This is a genomic window from Phaeobacter sp., assembly GCF_022825805.1.
Taxonomy (GTDB): Bacteria; Pseudomonadota; Alphaproteobacteria; order Rhodobacterales; family Rhodobacteraceae; genus Phaeobacter.
Genome location: NZ_JAJDWC010000118.1, coordinates 1 through 15,561 on the forward strand (window position 1 = coordinate 1; position 15,561 = coordinate 15,561).

General features: G+C 56.9%; 14 protein-coding genes. 5 read left to right on the top strand and 9 right to left on the bottom strand.

Annotation, left to right across the window (positions count from 1 at the left end; genetic code table 11):
• Positions 1-131: 131 nt before the first annotated feature.
• From Q0C28_RS13210 to Q0C28_RS13220, 3 genes are read right to left on the bottom strand one after another with little or no spacing between them, the layout of a single operon-like run.
• On the bottom strand, positions 132-419 hold the full coding sequence (locus tag Q0C28_RS13210) for a ParB N-terminal domain-containing protein (RefSeq protein WP_293576528.1): 288 nt from the start codon (positions 417-419) through the stop codon (positions 132-134).
• Entirely contained in the window at positions 410-1,315 is a 906-nt protein-coding gene (locus tag Q0C28_RS13215; RefSeq protein WP_293576529.1) for a plasmid partitioning protein RepB C-terminal domain-containing protein, read from the bottom strand. The genes Q0C28_RS13210 and Q0C28_RS13215 overlap by 10 nt, the downstream gene beginning before the upstream one ends.
• Positions 1,315-2,871 (bottom strand): recombinase family protein, encoded by a 1,557-nt coding sequence (locus Q0C28_RS13220; protein ID WP_293576530.1) that lies wholly within the window; start codon positions 2,869-2,871, stop codon positions 1,315-1,317. The genes Q0C28_RS13215 and Q0C28_RS13220 overlap by 1 nt, the downstream gene beginning before the upstream one ends.
• A gap of 87 nt (positions 2,872-2,958) precedes the next feature.
• Between Q0C28_RS13220 and Q0C28_RS13225 the strand changes: the two genes are divergently transcribed.
• The 5 genes from Q0C28_RS13225 (at position 2,959) to Q0C28_RS13245 (ending at position 8,781) form a co-directional block, all read left to right on the top strand.
• Positions 2,959-3,339: a hypothetical protein gene (locus tag Q0C28_RS13225; protein ID WP_293576532.1), complete on the top strand. Its 381-nt coding sequence runs from the start codon at positions 2,959-2,961 to the stop codon at positions 3,337-3,339.
• Positions 3,340-4,019: 680 nt separating this feature from the next.
• Positions 4,020-4,781 carry a polyhydroxybutyrate depolymerase gene (locus tag Q0C28_RS13230; protein WP_293576607.1) on the top strand — a complete coding sequence of 254 codons (762 nt, stop codon included), beginning with the start codon at positions 4,020-4,022 and terminating at the stop codon, positions 4,779-4,781.
• Between the two features lie 89 nt (positions 4,782-4,870).
• The gene (gene pheT, locus Q0C28_RS13235) at positions 4,871-7,267 is read left to right on the top strand and encodes a phenylalanine--tRNA ligase subunit beta (RefSeq protein WP_293576534.1); all 2,397 of its coding nucleotides are present in this window, start codon (positions 4,871-4,873) and stop codon (positions 7,265-7,267) included.
• Positions 7,268-7,450: 183 nt separating this feature from the next.
• The gene (locus Q0C28_RS13240; RefSeq protein WP_293576536.1) at positions 7,451-7,900 is read left to right on the top strand and encodes a YtoQ family protein; all 450 of its coding nucleotides are present in this window, start codon (positions 7,451-7,453) and stop codon (positions 7,898-7,900) included.
• Positions 7,901-8,241: 341 nt separating this feature from the next.
• The gene (locus Q0C28_RS13245) at positions 8,242-8,781 is read left to right on the top strand and encodes a hypothetical protein (protein WP_293576538.1); all 540 of its coding nucleotides are present in this window, start codon (positions 8,242-8,244) and stop codon (positions 8,779-8,781) included.
• Positions 8,782-8,869: 88 nt separating this feature from the next.
• On the opposite strand, the gene Q0C28_RS13250 is transcribed toward Q0C28_RS13245, so the two are convergent.
• The 6 genes from Q0C28_RS13250 to iolD all read right to left on the bottom strand — a co-directional run bounded on the left by Q0C28_RS13250 (position 8,870) and on the right by iolD (position 15,491).
• Positions 8,870-9,676, bottom strand: a complete 807-nt coding sequence (locus Q0C28_RS13250) for a mechanosensitive ion channel domain-containing protein (protein WP_293576540.1) — start codon at positions 9,674-9,676, stop codon at positions 8,870-8,872.
• Between the two features lie 253 nt (positions 9,677-9,929).
• The gene (gene iolG / locus Q0C28_RS13255) at positions 9,930-10,925 is read right to left on the bottom strand and encodes an inositol 2-dehydrogenase (protein WP_293576542.1); all 996 of its coding nucleotides are present in this window, start codon (positions 10,923-10,925) and stop codon (positions 9,930-9,932) included.
• Entirely contained in the window at positions 10,922-11,758 is an 837-nt protein-coding gene (locus tag Q0C28_RS13260) for a class II fructose-bisphosphate aldolase (protein WP_293576543.1), read from the bottom strand. The genes iolG and Q0C28_RS13260 overlap by 4 nt, the downstream gene beginning before the upstream one ends.
• On the bottom strand, positions 11,755-12,612 hold the full coding sequence (locus Q0C28_RS13265; RefSeq protein WP_293576544.1) for a 5-deoxy-glucuronate isomerase: 858 nt from the start codon (positions 12,610-12,612) through the stop codon (positions 11,755-11,757). The genes Q0C28_RS13260 and Q0C28_RS13265 overlap by 4 nt, the downstream gene beginning before the upstream one ends.
• A 12-nt stretch (positions 12,613-12,624) precedes the next feature.
• The gene (gene iolC, locus Q0C28_RS13270; RefSeq protein ID WP_293576546.1) at positions 12,625-13,617 is read right to left on the bottom strand and encodes a 5-dehydro-2-deoxygluconokinase; all 993 of its coding nucleotides are present in this window, start codon (positions 13,615-13,617) and stop codon (positions 12,625-12,627) included.
• Positions 13,617-15,491 carry a 3D-(3,5/4)-trihydroxycyclohexane-1,2-dione acylhydrolase (decyclizing) gene (iolD, locus tag Q0C28_RS13275; protein WP_293576548.1) on the bottom strand — a complete coding sequence of 625 codons (1,875 nt, stop codon included), beginning with the start codon at positions 15,489-15,491 and terminating at the stop codon, positions 13,617-13,619. Before iolD ends, iolC begins: the two co-directional genes overlap by 1 nt.
• Positions 15,492-15,561: the final 70 nt, after the last annotated feature.

The following is a 15,561-nucleotide window of genomic DNA, read 5'->3' on the forward strand; positions in this document are numbered from 1 at the left end:
ACCCCTGACCAACTTGTCAGCGGCATCCTTCGATGTTCCGGATCTCTTGTTCATCTTCGCTCCATAATGGCTTCGATGAACCAGAAATCCTCCGTTGCTCAAACCCTAAATCTATCCGGTAGGTGCTGACGTCAGACAACAAGACATCGCGCATGTGTCTGACCCTGGTCCTTCAAAACCTCAAGGCGCAGATGCCCATCAAGCAATGTATATTGACCAGCGTTGTAAGGGTCGCGGGACACGACAATAGGTTCAACAAGGCCAATTTCCAGAACAGATGCCGCGATCTGTTTGAACTTAATGCTGGCCTTCTTTTGCGGGGTGACCACGTAGAGTGGCGCGATCTCCTCGAATGGAAGCGTCACCAGCTCCTGTTCAAAAGCAGCTGCAACCGTCCGTTCTTCCCGGGTCACCGACATGCGGACACCTCCTCGGACTGAGTTAGGCGGTCTGCAACTTGTTTTGGCAGACTGGCCAACCCTTCGGCGCGAAGCAATGTGACGAAGTTTTCGTCAGCCATCAGCGTCTTGAGCGCTTGTGTCAGAAAAAGCAATTCGCTCCGCGTTGCGCCTGCCTTTCTCAGAAGCACCTTCTTTTTCTCGACATCGTTTTCATAGGTCTTGAGCAGAGTCTCGACAGATAGACTCTTGCGTGGCCGTTCGACAGTGTTCGCGCGACCCTTGCCGTGTTTTTGGCGCGCTTCAACAAGACGCTTGGCTGCAAGGAGTCTTCCGCCGCGCAGGAGCTTTTTCTCATAAGCCTGCCGGAGAACACGTTGCACGCCGACGTCATCCGCGTCCGCAATGTCAACGGCAACACTGACCGGTATCTTACCGCTCTCCACTGCACGCAGGAGGCGATGTTCATGACTTTCCAGAAGCTTAATAACGCCGTGGACGTACTTCTTGGACAGCTGGGTCTTGGCGGCGATTTCAGCTTCAGAGTATCCCTTTTCCTTGAGGCGCCCAATATCTCGGAGCAAATCCAGCGAATGGTGCTGCCTGCGCGCCAGATTTTCTACCAGGCTCATTACAAGACAGTCTTCGCTGCTGGCATTGATGACGATCGCCGGGATTTCAGATTGGCCAAGAACCTTGAATGCCTCCAGTCGGCCCTGGCCGCAGACCAATTCGTATACCGGCTTGTCTCCGTCTTCAGTCTCACGCGCCGCAACCGTAATGGGTCTTTTCAACCCAAGCTCCGCGATGTTCGCGGTAATCTCGTCGAAAACCTTTTTGTTCCTGAGCCTTGGGTTGACGACGGTAATTGCATCGACGGGAACAAGAACAGTGTGTCCGACCGACGCATGGTCCATCACGCTGCCTCCAGTATTGGCGTACGTGCGGCCATGTCGAAGAAATGCGCCAGGTTGTCGAAGCGGAATGCATCAAGGGACAAACCGTTGTTCTCCGCCAAGCGCAGCTTTGATTTGGTCATGTCAAAGGTAGGCAGCAAGTAGTAGTCGAGCGGCGTTCTGTTTGCCTGCCCCATCCTGACGACGATGGACATGTCGGGGAGCTGACCGGTGCTCAGGCGAATGTTCCAGCGATACGCGCCCGCGCCTGTTTGCATGCAGCGTGCGATGACAATGGAAACGGTAAACTCATCGTTGATGATGAGAGTATCTGCATTGTGGCCTTGAGCGACGTCTCCGCCAACGGCTTCGACCCCGGCGATGATGTCCCGGACGATGTCGGAATGCAGGCCGCGCAATCGTCTGTTGATCTCAATGTATCGGTAATCTCTGTCAGGCTTGAAGCCGACGAGGCTGTAAGCACGCAACAGGCTACCAAATCTGTTCTGGTAAGCGCCGCTTGATGGAAGCTTTGGTGCTTCATTGATGACAAAGCCTGAGAGGTAGCCGTTTTCTTCCAGTACCTCCTTTAGCCGATCCAGCATTTCATCGTCGGACAATACATGTGAACGAGCCGCAATGATTGCTCCGGCAGCGTTGAACAGGTTGGCGTCAACAATTGCTTCAAAGGCAGCAACAGCGCGGACCCAGTTTTCCGGATCGTTCTGGACATGGCGTTTCTTGAGTTTGAAGGAGTGGCGGTTCCAGAGATTGTTCCCGATGTATTTTTCGTTGGTCAGAATTTGACGCACAACCGCGGGTGACCACTCCCGATCCAGATCAGTTCGGATGCCGCGTCGGTTCAGATCTGACGCAATCTCAGCTTCAGACCAACTATCATTCACAAACCTCAAGAATATTTGGTTTACTATAGCGACTTCATCAGCCGGACCCGGAACAAGCGTAACCCGGTCGGTTTGAATACTCTTGTGCTCTCCTCGCGACAGGATGCCCTTGGTACGACCGGCTTCATCGATCAACATGCGCCGCAGCCCGAACCCAGGCGCGCCGCCTTGTCGATAACCCAACTCAATCAGTCGACGCTGTCCTGCAAAGACCTTTTGCGACAGCTCGCGACTGTATTCGCCAGCCATCGCGCGCTTGACGCCTTTCACAATGGTGGAAACGGGACTTCCGTCGTTTTCGAATTGCTCGGCGCAGTATTCGACCGAAATGCCCGCCCGTTTGCAGATATACTCATAGTAGGCGCTTTCATCCGCGTCCTGGAAGCGACCCCAACGGCTGACATCGTAAACGAGAACAGTTTTGAAATCGGTTTGACCAGTTTCGATGTCGTCGATCAATTGCGATAGGCCTGCGCGGCCTTGAATTCTCAATCCGCTTTTACCTGCATCAGAATAGGTTCGGATAATTCTGTAGCCGCGTTCATCGGCATAGCGCTGGATGGCGTCGGCCTGGTTTTCGGTCGAGTAGCGTTGATGCTCTGTCGACATGCGAACGTACTGGGCTGCGTTCCGGCGTTTGTCTCCGTCTGATTTGTTATTTGGCCAACTCAATGACGTGGCCCTCCATATTCAAATTCGTAATTTTGCGCAGCTGTTCTGCGATTCCTTTCACGAACTTATCGGAAGGGAGACGGAAACATGTTTCATAAAAAGGGCAACATCTTTCATAGAGGCAGCCAGGATCTGGTTTCGGCTGTAGAATATCGAGAGGCAGTTAGGTCTGCGCTGACCTATGAACTAGGGGGCGCAGGCCGGGCGGCGAAAGCAACTATAAAGTGGACAGGAGTAAGCGAAAGGACCGCAAAGAACTGGATAGCCGGTTCATACGGCCCAAGTGGTGAGCATTTGATTGGTTTGATGAAGCACTCGGATAGTGTGATGGGCGTGGTTTTGGAGCTAGCTGGACGTCATGAGACTTTGGCAATGCAGCGCGTTGAGATCGTGAGACGGGAACTCAGAGAGGTATTGAGGGTATTGGACGCGATCTGCGCTGCTGACGATGCTTCGAGTGAAACCTAGCGACAAACAAAGCTCATTTCGGTCTATATGCCCTGCATCAAGTAACCAAGTTTTCTCATCCATCGATCGAAAGGGTTGGGATTCTACACGCAGTCAGTGTCAGGCAATGCCGAGGGGGATTTTCAAACGCGAAGACGCGTCATTTGGTTGAGATTTATTGAGAATTGCCGTGGATTGGGGGTTGCAGCACTTCTTTGTTCGATGAGTTGCAAGTTACGTGTCGGAAAATGGCAAGTTAGATGTCGGCGCTATCAGGAAACCCCACAAAACAAGGGGGTTTCAGTCGCTAAAAGTGTCACCTTATATGTCGTTCCAGACGATGTGTTGCGAAAGTGCTTGTCAGTTTGCAATGTGATCTGATCGGGCTGCAATTTTGACTTCTGAAAGGCCACCGCTCCCAAGGGGCGGTGGCTTTTCTTTTGGGGTGTTTCTGGCGCATGGGTGCTCGCATGGATGTTGTCGCGTGGATTATGGGGCGTTCGCGGTTTGCGGTTTGAGGTTATGACCGCATCTGTTTCGGTCCTATGCGCTGCGCGTCATCTTATATGCACGCCGCAGTGCCCACGAATATGTGACGTGACTGGGCGGCCGGGTTGGATAGGGTCGGGGCCATGAAACATCATCTTGCAAAATGCGCGGCGGTCTTTTGGCTCCTCGCGCAAACCCTGCCTTCACATGCGATGGGGCCGTGGCGGGGCAATGCGGCCCCCTGCGGAGACGCAGTTGCCTGTTCTCTTGGGGAGCGGTCTTATCATGTGAAGGTGCCGGACGGGTGGGATGGCGTCACCGCGCTCCCGGTTCTGCTGCATTTTCATGGCTGGTCGCGCACGGGTGTGCATGCACAGAAGTCGGATCGCATCGGGGCATCGACCGACCGGCGGGGGGTGCTACTGGTGACCCCGAATGGGCGCGGGCGCAGTTGGAATTTTTGGACAGCCGACACCGAGGATGTGCCCTTTGCGGAAGCGGTCCTTGGGGATGTCGCCAATCGCTTTCCCATTGATGCTGAAAGGATATTCGTATCAGGCTATTCATATGGGTCGGCCATGGCCTGGCGATATGTATGCCACAGTGGCGCTGATGTTGCGGCCCTGCTAGCGGTGGCGGGCAGCCTGGAGCAGTTTGAAACCTGTGATGAGCAGCCTGCCGAGGTGCGCCATGTACATGGCCTTGCCGATACGGTCATGGATTTTCCGCTCGGCCCTGGCGGAGACACCACATACCCCGTGTCGCTCTGGCGGCGTGATTTTGACTGCCCCACTGAGGGCGCGGATTTGGGACAATGGCAGGTGCGCAGCTTTTTGACCTTCAGCCGCATCGCCTGGGACTGCCCCGAAGGAGACGTGGTTCTGGACCTCCATCCTGGCGGGCATTTTGTGCCCCATGGCTGGATTGGGCGGCAATTGGATGAGCTTTTGGGTCTCACCCCGAGCTATCCTTGAGCCGGAGCCAGCGGCAAGGCTTGCACATGGGGGCAATCTTTGTCATTGCCTGCTGCAACAGACATGGCTTGCCATAGGATATCGGACCGATGAAATTCACACTTTCCTGGCTGAAAGATCACCTGGAGACCGACGCATCGGTCGAGGAAATCACAGAAACCCTGACCGATCTTGGTCTTGAGGTGGAGGCCGTGTCGAACCCTGCCGATCGGCTGAAAGGGTTCACACTGGGCTATGTTAAGCATGCGGAAAAACATCCGGATGCGGACAAGCTGCGCGTCTGTCAGGTCGATACCGACGAAGGCGAGATGCAGATCATTTGTGGCGCGCCGAATGCCCGCGAAGGTATTACCGTGGTGGTGTGTAAGCCAGGCATGTATATTCCGGGTCTCGATATCACCATTGGCGTTGGCAAGATCCGCGGCGTTGAAAGCTACGGGATGATGGCATCGGAGCGCGAATTGGAGCTGTCCGATGAACACGACGGTATCATCGAGTTGCCATCTGGCGAAGTTGGGGATCGCTTCGTTGATTGGCTGGCGGCCAACAGCCCGGCCAAAGTGGATCCTATGATCGAAATCGCAATCACGCCCAACCGTCCTGACGCCCTGGGTGTGCGCGGCATTGCCCGTGATTTGGCAGCGCGCGGTTTGGGTACGCTCAAGCCGCTGGCGGTCACCCCGATTGAGGGCGGCTATGAAAGCCCGATCAAGGCTGAGATCGCAGCCGACACATTGGATGGATGTCCTCTGTTCACCGGCCGTTTGATCCGCGGTGTCAAAAATGGCGCAAGCCCGCAGTGGCTTCAGGATCGTCTGACCGCGATTGGTCTGCGCCCGATTTCGACGCTGGTTGATATCACCAACTACTTCACCTTTGATCTGAACCGGCCGTTGCATGTGTTTGATGCCGCCAAAGTGCAGGGCAATCTGCGCATCCATCGCTCAGAAGGCGGTGAAACGTTGGTGGCGCTGGATGAAAAGGAATACACGCTGCTTCCCGGGCAGATGGTGATTTCCGACGACAACGGTGCGGAGAGCATTGCAGGCATCATGGGTGGTGCAAACACTGGCTGCACGGAAGAGACCGTTGATGTGTTCCTCGAGAGCGCGTTTTGGGATCACATCCAGATCGCGACTGCAGGCCGGGCGCTGAAGATCAATTCTGACGCACGGTATCGGTTTGAACGCGGCGTTGATCCTGAATTCACGCGCGATGGTCTGGATCTAGCGACACAGATGATCCTTGATCTCTGTGGCGGTGAGCCCTCCAACATTGTCGTTGCGGGATCTGTGCCAGATCATGCACGTGCCTATAAGCTCGATCCAGAGCGCGTACAGTCGCTGGTGGGCATGGACATCCCAGAGGCTGAGCAGCGTCAGACACTGACCCGGCTGGGTTTCCGGCTTGAAGGCAATATGGCTCATGTGCCCAGCTGGCGTCCCGATGTCCTGGGCGAAGCCGATCTGGTGGAAGAGGTCGCGCGGATTGCATCCCTGACCAAATTGGAAGGAAAGCCGCTGCCTCGCCTGACCGAGGGCGTTCCTGCATCTGTCATGACACCGCAGCAGCGGCGCCAGCAGATGGCGCGCCGCACCTGTGCTGGGCTCGGCTATAACGAGGTGGTCAGCTATACCTTCATTGATCAGGCATCCGCTGCGCTGTTTGGGTGCGGGGATGATGCAACGATGCTGGCGAACCCGATTTCGTCTGAAATGTCGCATATGCGTCCTGCCTTGCTGCCAGGTCTTTTGCAGGCAGCGGCCCGCAATCAGGCACGTGGTTTCGCAGATATGGCCCTGTTCGAAGTTGGGCCCGCCTTCCACGGGGGTGAACCTGGTGAGCAGCACAATCTGATCTCTGGACTTTTGGTGGGCCGCACCGGGCCAAAGGATGTCCACGGCGCGAGCCGCCCGGTGGATACCTTTGATGCAAAAGCCGACATCGAAGCGGTGCTGGCGGCAATCGGCGCGCCTGCGAAGGTTCAGATCCTGCGTGGGGCGCAATCCTGGTGGCACCCTGGCCGTCACGGCAAAATCTGCCTTGGTCCGAAAAAGGTCTTGGGTGTGTTCGGTGAACTGCATCCGAAGGTCCTGACGGAAATGGGCATCAAAGGTGCGGCAGTTGCCTTCACCATCTGGCCGGATGAGGTGCCATTGCCCCGCAACACTGGCGCCAGCCGTGGTGCTTTGGTGCAGAGCGATCTGCAGGCGGTCGACCGGGATTTCGCCTTCGTCGTTGATGATGACGTAGAGGCGCTGACTTTGGTCAATGCTGCAGCAGGCGCAGACAAGGCATTGATCGAAAATGTCCGTGTGTTCGATGAATTCATCGGTGGCAGCTTGGGTGAGGGCAAAAAATCCCTCGCCATCACGGCCCGTTTGCAGCCGACAGATAAAACACTGACCGAAAAAGATATCGAAGCGGTCAGCGACAAGATTGTTGCCAAAGTGACCAAAGCAACCGGCGGCACGCTGCGCAGCTGATCTTCGCTGATATGATGGATTGAAGCGCGCCCCGTTTGGGGCGCGTTTTTTGTTTTGGCCCCTCTGCGCTGAACATGCGGTGGACGCCCCCCGGATCCTGAGGGATACTTGGCCGATGCCAAGACACAGCAAAGACGCCAGCGCAGGCCAGCAGGCAACCGCTGACGCAGGGAAAGGAAACGCATGTCACTGAACGTCTATCTCTCCGGTGAAATTCACACAGATTGGCGCGAACAAATTCAAAATGAGGCCGAGGGGCTGGATGTGCAGTTCACCAGTCCGGTGACAGACCATGACGCCAGCGATGACTGTGGTGTGGCCATTCTGGGTCAGGAGCCAAACAAGTTCTGGCATGACCACAAAGGCGCCAAGATCAATGCGATCCGCACGCGCAAGGGCATTGAAGAGGCCGATGTTGTGGTGGTTCGGTTCGGCGACAAATACAAGCAGTGGAATGCAGCTTTTGATGCAGGCTACGCCGCAGCGTTGGGCAAATCGCTGATTGTGCTGTCCCAGGATGCGCACCAACACGCCCTGAAAGAAGTCCACGCTGCAGCACTGGCTGTGGCTAGCGAGCCAGAGCAGGTCGTGCAAATCCTCCGTTATGTCACACGTGGCACACTGCCGGGCTGACCGTCTGACTGTCTGATACATCGGGCTGATGCATTGGGCTGATGCAACGGGCTGATGCACTGGGTCTGGTCCCCTCAGACGGGGCCGGACCGCTGTTTGCCTATGCTCCTGCGTATCTGTTGCATGAGGCCACTTGTTGCGAAGGCTGAGGGTTCCAGATGTAGCCTTGTGTGTGACAAGGCCTTTGAACGCTCCGGGTACCGTAAATGCGGCCAAAACGCGGGCGGCCTCTATCACCTTGTTTTGCTTGCTCAATCATTCATTAACAACAGCTGGCGTATTTTGGGCGTCTAAACGACCCTTTACGCGCCCCTGATCCATCGTGGGCCTTGGAACTGCCCATGAAAAATCGCCGTCGCCCCCGTTCGAAAGTCACTTCGCAAATCGAAGATGCAGGCCTGTTCAAACGAGAGGTGAGAACGGTCGTCGTTGAGCTGATCCCTGTCTTCAACCGCAGTTCACGCGGCGATCTGTTGATCAGTGGAATTGTGCAGCCAGAAACCGAGATCGAAGTCGTGATTGCCGGGCGGCGCATGCAGGATGTCCACGCGCTTGCCGATCGCATGAAACGCTTGCGCAGTCAGGCGGTGCGGACCGCGACCAACGGGCATCAGGCGATGTTGAATATCCGGCGGATGCGTTTGCGTGTACAGGTGCGCGGGGCTTGGCGTTTGCGGTTCGAACCGGATGAGTCGGGATGGGAGGTCAAAAGCTATCAATTGCTGGCCGCGCAATGGTCGTTCTTTGATCTGGATGGCATGACACGCATGTGCGGCTGGCCGCCGGTTGAACCGGAAAACCGTATTCTGGACCGGGCGCGGGAAGCGCGTGCTCGCCTGGCAGCATCGCAATTTGCGCAGACCCAGCGCGTCAGCCTCTAACCTGTTCCGTCCATACAGACCATCGCACAGCTGAGCTGGCGTTTGGAGGTCTGGCTGCCCGATTGAGCAGCCAGATCCAGTTCCGGGGTCACCCGTCTTTCTTGATCTCGACGCTATGCGGATAAGGAATGGAAATCCCCTCTGCGTCAAAGGCTTCTTTCACCGCCTGGGTCATAGCGAATTTCAGTTCCCAATAGTCGGCGGCCTGGCACCAGATCCGCAGTGTAAGATCAACAGAGCTGTCGCCAAGGTTGGTAACGCGGATCCAGGGGGCAGGATCGCTCATCACCCGCTCATCCGCCTCTGCCAGCTTCAAGATGACGGCCTTTGCAGCATCGGCGTTGTCGCCATAATCGATGCCAAACACCATATCAACGCGGCGGGTGTCATGGGCCGAGAAATTCGTAATGATCGCGCCCCAGGCCTGACCGTTTGGCACGATGATCTGCACGTTGTCCGGCGTGACCAGCTCTGTGACAAAGAGGTTCAGATCTACAACTGTGCCCGAGGTGCCGCCGATATCGACATATTGGCCGATCTTATAGGGGCGAAACAGGACCAGCATGAAACCAGCGGCCAAGTCGCTCAACGTGCCCTGAAGGGCAAGACCAATGGCCAGGGTCGCCGCACCCAGCATTGCCACCAGACTGGTGACTTGGATACCAAAAATTCCCAGGACCGCGATAAAGACGATCAGCAGCAGAACCCAACGGACGATGCTGGCGATGAAATTGCCGAGCGTGGGATCAATCTGCGGGGTGTTGTTGATGCGCCGCCGCACTGCGTTGCCGATGATGCCGACCCCGATCCAGCCAACCACCAGAACCACAACCGCTTTGGCTGCATTGTAAAGAATAGGCCATATGGCGTCGGCCTGAGAAATGAGTTCGTCCATGACGTATCTGTCCCTGATTGCTACGTGTTACCGGGACTGCTGGCAGCTGTTTGTTGTGTTTTGCATTGCTGGCCAAACCGGTGATCCCAACTATAGCGACAGGTTACGCTCAGCCGACACTGTTTTTTACGGTGATTTTCCGGTTTGAAACTGCAGCCCTGAGGCGCGCCGCTGCCTAGGGTTGTAGCGGCGGATGGTTCTACCTGCACGACGCCCGGCCCGCCGCGGCAGACCGGGGCATGCAGCTGTCTGATTACTCCGCCGGCAGCGTAACTGGCAGGCCGCTTTCCAAAGATGCGGCTGCGGCATCCGCAAGGACCTGTGCTCTCAGACCGTCGTGCAGGCTGGGCGAGGGCTGGGTGCCGTTTTGGATTGCGGTCACGAAACTTGCCATCTCGTTGCGATACGCGGCTTCGTAGCGTTCTAGGAAAAAGTGCTGGGCTGGGGCCTGCTGAAATCCCTGAGCGCCTGCAATTTCAACTGTGTTTTCCAATACATTTCCAGCCCGCAGCAGACCATTGGATCCATGAACTTCCACACGCTGATCATAGCCGTAGGTGGCCCGACGCGAGTTGGAAATCTGACAAATCTTGCCGCTCGCGGTGGTGAGTGTCACCGCAGCCGTGTCCACATCCCCTGCAGCACCGATTTCAGGATCCACCAGTGCGGCGCCGACTGCAAAGACCTGGACCGGTTCTTCGGCCAGCAAAAAGCGCGCCATGTCGAAATCATGGATCATCATGTCACGGAACAAACCGCCAGATGTTTTGATGTAGCTGACAGGCGGCGGCGAGGGGTCACGCGACAGTATGGTGATCAACTCCACGTCGCCGATGGCTCCGTCTCGCAACCGCGATTCCAGGTTGGCAAAATTGGGATCAAATCGCCTGTTGAAAGCGGTCAGAAACGCTACGTTGGCGGCGTCCACGGCCGTGCGGCAGGCGCGAATACGGTCTGCGGACATGTCGATTGGTTTTTCACAGAATATCGCTTTGCCGGCGGCGGCAGCGCTGTGGATCAGATCGAAATGTGTGTCCGTGGGTGTGCCGATAACCACGGCATCCACATCGGGGCTGTTGATCACCTCGTCTGGCGACAGGACCTTTGCGCCGGTCTTGGCAGCAAGTGCCTCTGCGGCGGCTGGCATGGCGTCTGCAACAGCGGTGATGCGGACATTGTCCAGTTGGTCAATCGACCTCGCATGGACCTGTCCGATGCGGCCGCAGCCCAGAAGTCCGATTTTGATCATTGGGAGTCTCCCTTGAAACACCGCAGCACCTTGCGTGCGGCATCGACAACAGGATCATGGGTTTCGCTGAGTATGCTGACACGGTCAAACCGGCTTGGATCGACGTTGACAGCGGTGCGCAGCGCACTGCCGAATGCCATGCGCAGTTCTGTCCCGATGTTGAACTTACATACCTGCGAGCGGCGCGCCAGTGTCTGGCGTTCTGTTACCGGCACACCGGAGCCGCCATGGATGACAAGCGGCACGTCAGTGAGCGCCTCAATCGCGCGAATGCGCGCAACGTCCAGTCCGCCTTCTTTGTCTTGCTGGAGGTGGACGTTTCCCACCGAGATTGCCATGGCATCCACGCCTGTTTCGCGCGCAAAGCGGCAGGCCTCCTGCGGATCTGTCCCGGCGGATTGCTCTCCTCCGGAATAGCCGACAAAGCCGATCTCGCCTTCGCAGGACACACCAGCGGCATGGGCCATTTCTACGATCTTCGCGGTTTCGGCGATATTCTCGTCGAGCGGTTTGCGCGATCCATCGTACATCACAGACGTGAAACCGCTGTCGATGGCAATGCGACAGTCACCTTCCGTGTATCCATGATCGAGATGTGCGACCACGGGAACGCTTGCGTCCTCGGCCAAATGGCGGAACATCTTCCCCAAGATCGGCAGCGGCGTGTGCATCCTGCAGGAGGGGCCCGCCTGTAGGATAACAGGGACATTCTCTGCTTCGGCGGCCGCAACATAGGCGCGCATGTCTTCCCAACCCAATGTCACCAACCCGGCCACAGCATACCCGTCTCGCAAGGCGGGCTGCAGGACCTCCTTCAATGTGGCGAGGGTCATTTGAACTTTGCCACCATGTCTTTGATGCCAGGGATGGTTTCCACCTGATAGGCGTGGGTTGGCTGGAAATACTGGATCAGACTGCGTTGGCTCAGCCCGCCAAGAATGGTGAAATAATACATCTCATATCCAGGCATGACCGCGCAGGGGTGGTAGCCTTTGTCGATCATGATCGTGGAGCCATCCATCAGTTGGTAGGCATCGCCAGGTTCACCTTCTTCGCGCTGCAGGATCTGAACGCCCGAGCCGTGGTTTGGGCGAAAGCGAAAGTTGTAGGTCTCGTCATGCCGCGTTTCGATGATGTTGCCTTCAGCGTCTTTGCGGTCGGTGTCGTGTTTATGCGCAGGAAACCCCGACCAGCCGCCCTGACCGACGGTGAACAGCTCGGACACCAGCAAGCGGCCGACTTTGTCGTGTTGTTTTTGACCTAAGATGTGTTTGATTTTCCGGTGGGTTTTGGTGTCGTCGGAGCCGTATTGCACCAGATCGATCCCATCGCCTCGCACGTCAAAGGGTTCGAGGACTTTGTCGTATTTTGCGCCCGCAATAAATGTTTCTGTTTGATCGGATCGGCAGGTGATGGTCACTTTGGCGCCAACAGGAATATACACGCCTTCGGGCTCTCCGTCCCAGACATCCAGCGTGCGGTTGCCCAAGGCGCTGTAGGTGAGCCCCTCAACCTCAATATCAACGGTGCCGGTGGCGGGAACGATACAGGTTTCATATCCCGGAACCTGATATTCAAAACTCTGATCTTTGGTCAGTTTGACGATGTTGAAATAGTTCAGTGGAACGACATCGTTGTCCGCCGCCACGATGGCTTTGTTCTTGTTGTCATGGGGGGCAATATGCATGGTCAAATCCTTTCAAACAGCGGTTGCGCCAGGATGGCTCGCGAGGAACGCCTCCAGCGCTTGAGTATCGGGCATGGCAGGGGCGCAGCCGGGTTTTGCCACAACGATTGATGCGCAGGCCGAACCGCGCAGGATCGCATCCTTCAGGGGCTGATTGGCGGCCAAAGCGCCGAGAAACCCAGCCATGAAACTGTCGCCCGCGCCTGTTGGTTTCAGCGCGTCGACCTTGAAAATGCCGGTGGGGATCTGGGTGTCACCCGTCAGTGTGATCGCGCCTTTGGGGCCCATTTTATAGACCACGATGGCGGCTTTGGTACGTGCGAGACTGCGAGCCTTGGCGAGGCCTTTGTCGATCCCGCCCGCCATAAAGCCAAATTCCTCGTCATTGCCGACGATGATGTCAGAAAGGTCGCCCGCGCGAGACAGGACATCGGCTGCAATCTCGGCCGAGGGCCAGCTGTAGGGGCGGTAATCGACATCGAAAATCACAGGCAAACCGGCTGCGCGGGCCAGTTCGAAGGCCCGGAACGCGGCGGAGCGGGACGGTTCCGCAGCAAAGACGGTTCCAGCGGCGATCACGGCGTCAAAGGCGCTGTAGTCGATCTGTTCGACATCTTCGAGGCCCATTTGGAAATCTGCCGCGTTGTTGCGATAGATCACGCTTTGATGGTCTTCTACCCGACTTTCATAGACCGCAAGCGAGGTCCGATATTCGCCGGTGATCCGTCTGACCATCGTGCGGTCCACGCCATAGTGGTCCAATTGGTTCAGGCAGTACCACCCAACAGCGTCATCGGACACGCAGGTCACCAGCGCGGCCTCGCAGCCCATTTTCACCAGTCCTGCGGCGATATTGGCACTGCTTCCGCCCATGGCCACGATCATATCGGTGGCAGCCTGTGTTGCGGTGCCTGCGGGGGTGGGGCAGAGATCCATGCCGACCCGGCCGATCACCAGAAAGCGGCGTCCGGCAAGTTTGCGGATGATCGCATCGAGGCTGTGCATCAGACCCCCCGACGCTGTTTGCTACGGGTTGCTTCCCATTCATGATGGGCCGTTTCGACACCTGGACTGGTGGTCACGTGGGGTGTTCCCACTTCCCACCAGGCATGCCCCTGTGTTGTCCATCCCTCGTAGGCATCGACCTTCATCACGATGACGCTGGTTCGATCGGCCTCTTGTGCCCGTTTGAAGGCTTCGGCCAGCTCTGCTGGGGTTTCCACGGTTTCGGCTCTTGCGCCCATGGCTGCGGAATGAGCTTCGAAATCGACCGCAAAAGCCTCCGGAATGGTTGGGCAGTCCGAGAGCAGGTTGTTGAAACTCTCATTGCCGGTGTTGTTTTGCAGTTTGTTGATCACCGCAAAACCACCGTTGTCCAGCACCAGAATGATCAGTTTCTTTTGGCTCAAGACGCTGGAGTATATGTCAGAATTCAGCATCATGTAGGAACCATCACCGACAAAGACGATGGTGTCGCGATCAGCTTCGCGTTGGCTTTGGGCGATTTTGGCGCCCCAGCCACCGGCGATTTCATATCCCATACAAGAAAAGCCGAACTCCACGTCAACCGTTCCGGGGCTCAGGGTGCGCCAGTTTGCGGTCACCTCTGCAGGCAATCCACCAGCTGCAGTGACGACGCGGTCGCGGGGGTGGCACAGCGCGTTCACAACGCCGATGGCCTGCGCATAGGATTTGGGTTTGTTGTCCCCATGGGCGACATTCTCGGCCACATATGCGGACCATTTTTCCCGCTCCGTTTGGGCCGATTGGACCCAGGTGTCCGGCGCCTTGTAGCCGGTGCAGGCGGCTGACAGTGCGGTCAATGCGCGTTTGGCATCTCCGACAACTGGCAGTGACTGATGTTTGCCAGCATCATGACGGGCCGCATTGAGAGATATGAACCGCGCGTCCTGGGCAAACGCAGTCCAGGAGCCGGTGGTGAAATCTTGCAGACGCGTGCCCACCGCAACGATGACATCCGCACGTTCGGCTATTGTGTTGGCGCTGTCCGATCCGGTGACGCCGATAGGGCCGATGTTCAATGGGTCCGTATCCAGCAGGTTTGCGCGTCCTGCGATTGTTTCCACAACCGGGATCTGATGCGTCGTTGCGAAAGCTGTCAGCTCTTCTACGGCGCGGCTGTATTGGACCCCGCCGCCGGCAATGATCATGGGGCGTTTCGCACCGCGAAGAAGGGCGGCCGCCTCTGCGATCTCATCTTCATCGGGGGTCACGCGGCGAATGCGGTGGATGCGCTTTTCAAAGAACGCGGTTGGGTAGTCATAAGTCCACCCCTGCACGTCTTGTGGCAAGCCAAGGAAGGCAGGCCCGCAATCGCCCGGATCCAACATTGTAGCTAACGCTGCAGGTAGTGATTGAATGACCTGCGCTGGATGGGTGATCCGATCCCAATACCGCGATACCGGTTTGAAGGCGTCATTTACGCCGACGGTTGGATCCTCGAAGTTTTCCATCTGCTGCAACACGGGGTCGGGCAGGCGGGTCAGAAAGGTATCACCGCACAGCATGAGCATCGGCAGACGGTTGGCATGCGCCAGCGCGGCAGCTGTCGCCAGGTTGGAGGTGCCGGGGCCTGCGCTGGCAGTGCAGAACATGAACCTCTGCCGCAGCCACTGTTTGGCATAGCCAGCCGCTGCAAATCCCATGCTTTGTTCGTTTTGCCCACGATACAAAGGCAGCGCATCCCGCGCATCATAGAGTGCTTCGCCAAGGCATGTGACATTGCCGTGGCCGAAAATGCCAAAGCCGCCGCCACAGAGCCTCATCTCTTGGCCATCAATGAGAATATACTGATTGGACAGCCAGCGAATGATGGCCTGTGCGGTGGTCAGCCGAATGGTGGATGGCGGCGTTGTCATGCGTGGGAACCCCGAAGATGATCTGGTGTCGCAACGATTTCGTCTTGCGACATTTCGATTCTCAAGATAC

Bases quoted from the DNA above. Each gene is read 5' to 3' on its own strand.
- Q0C28_RS13210 (WP_293576528.1), bottom strand. From the start codon at position 419: ATGTCGGTGACCCGGGAAGAACGGACGGTTGCAGCTGCTTTTGAACAG.
- Q0C28_RS13215 (WP_293576529.1), bottom strand. From the start codon at position 1,315: ATGGACCATGCGTCGGTCGGACACACTGTTCTTGTTCCCGTCGATGCA.
- Q0C28_RS13225 (WP_293576532.1), top strand. From the start codon at position 2,959: ATGTTTCATAAAAAGGGCAACATCTTTCATAGAGGCAGCCAGGATCTG.
- Q0C28_RS13230 (WP_293576607.1), top strand. From the start codon at position 4,020: ATGGGGCCGTGGCGGGGCAATGCGGCCCCCTGCGGAGACGCAGTTGCC.
- pheT (WP_293576534.1), top strand. From the start codon at position 4,871: ATGAAATTCACACTTTCCTGGCTGAAAGATCACCTGGAGACCGACGCA.
- Q0C28_RS13240 (WP_293576536.1), top strand. From the start codon at position 7,451: ATGTCACTGAACGTCTATCTCTCCGGTGAAATTCACACAGATTGGCGC.
- Q0C28_RS13245 (WP_293576538.1), top strand. From the start codon at position 8,242: ATGAAAAATCGCCGTCGCCCCCGTTCGAAAGTCACTTCGCAAATCGAA.
- Q0C28_RS13250 (WP_293576540.1), bottom strand. From the start codon at position 9,676: ATGGACGAACTCATTTCTCAGGCCGACGCCATATGGCCTATTCTTTAC.
- iolG (WP_293576542.1), bottom strand. From the start codon at position 10,925: ATGATCAAAATCGGACTTCTGGGCTGCGGCCGCATCGGACAGGTCCAT.
- Q0C28_RS13260 (WP_293576543.1), bottom strand. From the start codon at position 11,758: ATGACCCTCGCCACATTGAAGGAGGTCCTGCAGCCCGCCTTGCGAGAC.
- Q0C28_RS13265 (WP_293576544.1), bottom strand. From the start codon at position 12,612: ATGCATATTGCCCCCCATGACAACAAGAACAAAGCCATCGTGGCGGCG.
- iolC (WP_293576546.1), bottom strand. From the start codon at position 13,617: ATGCACAGCCTCGATGCGATCATCCGCAAACTTGCCGGACGCCGCTTT.
- iolD (WP_293576548.1), bottom strand. From the start codon at position 15,491: ATGACAACGCCGCCATCCACCATTCGGCTGACCACCGCACAGGCCATC.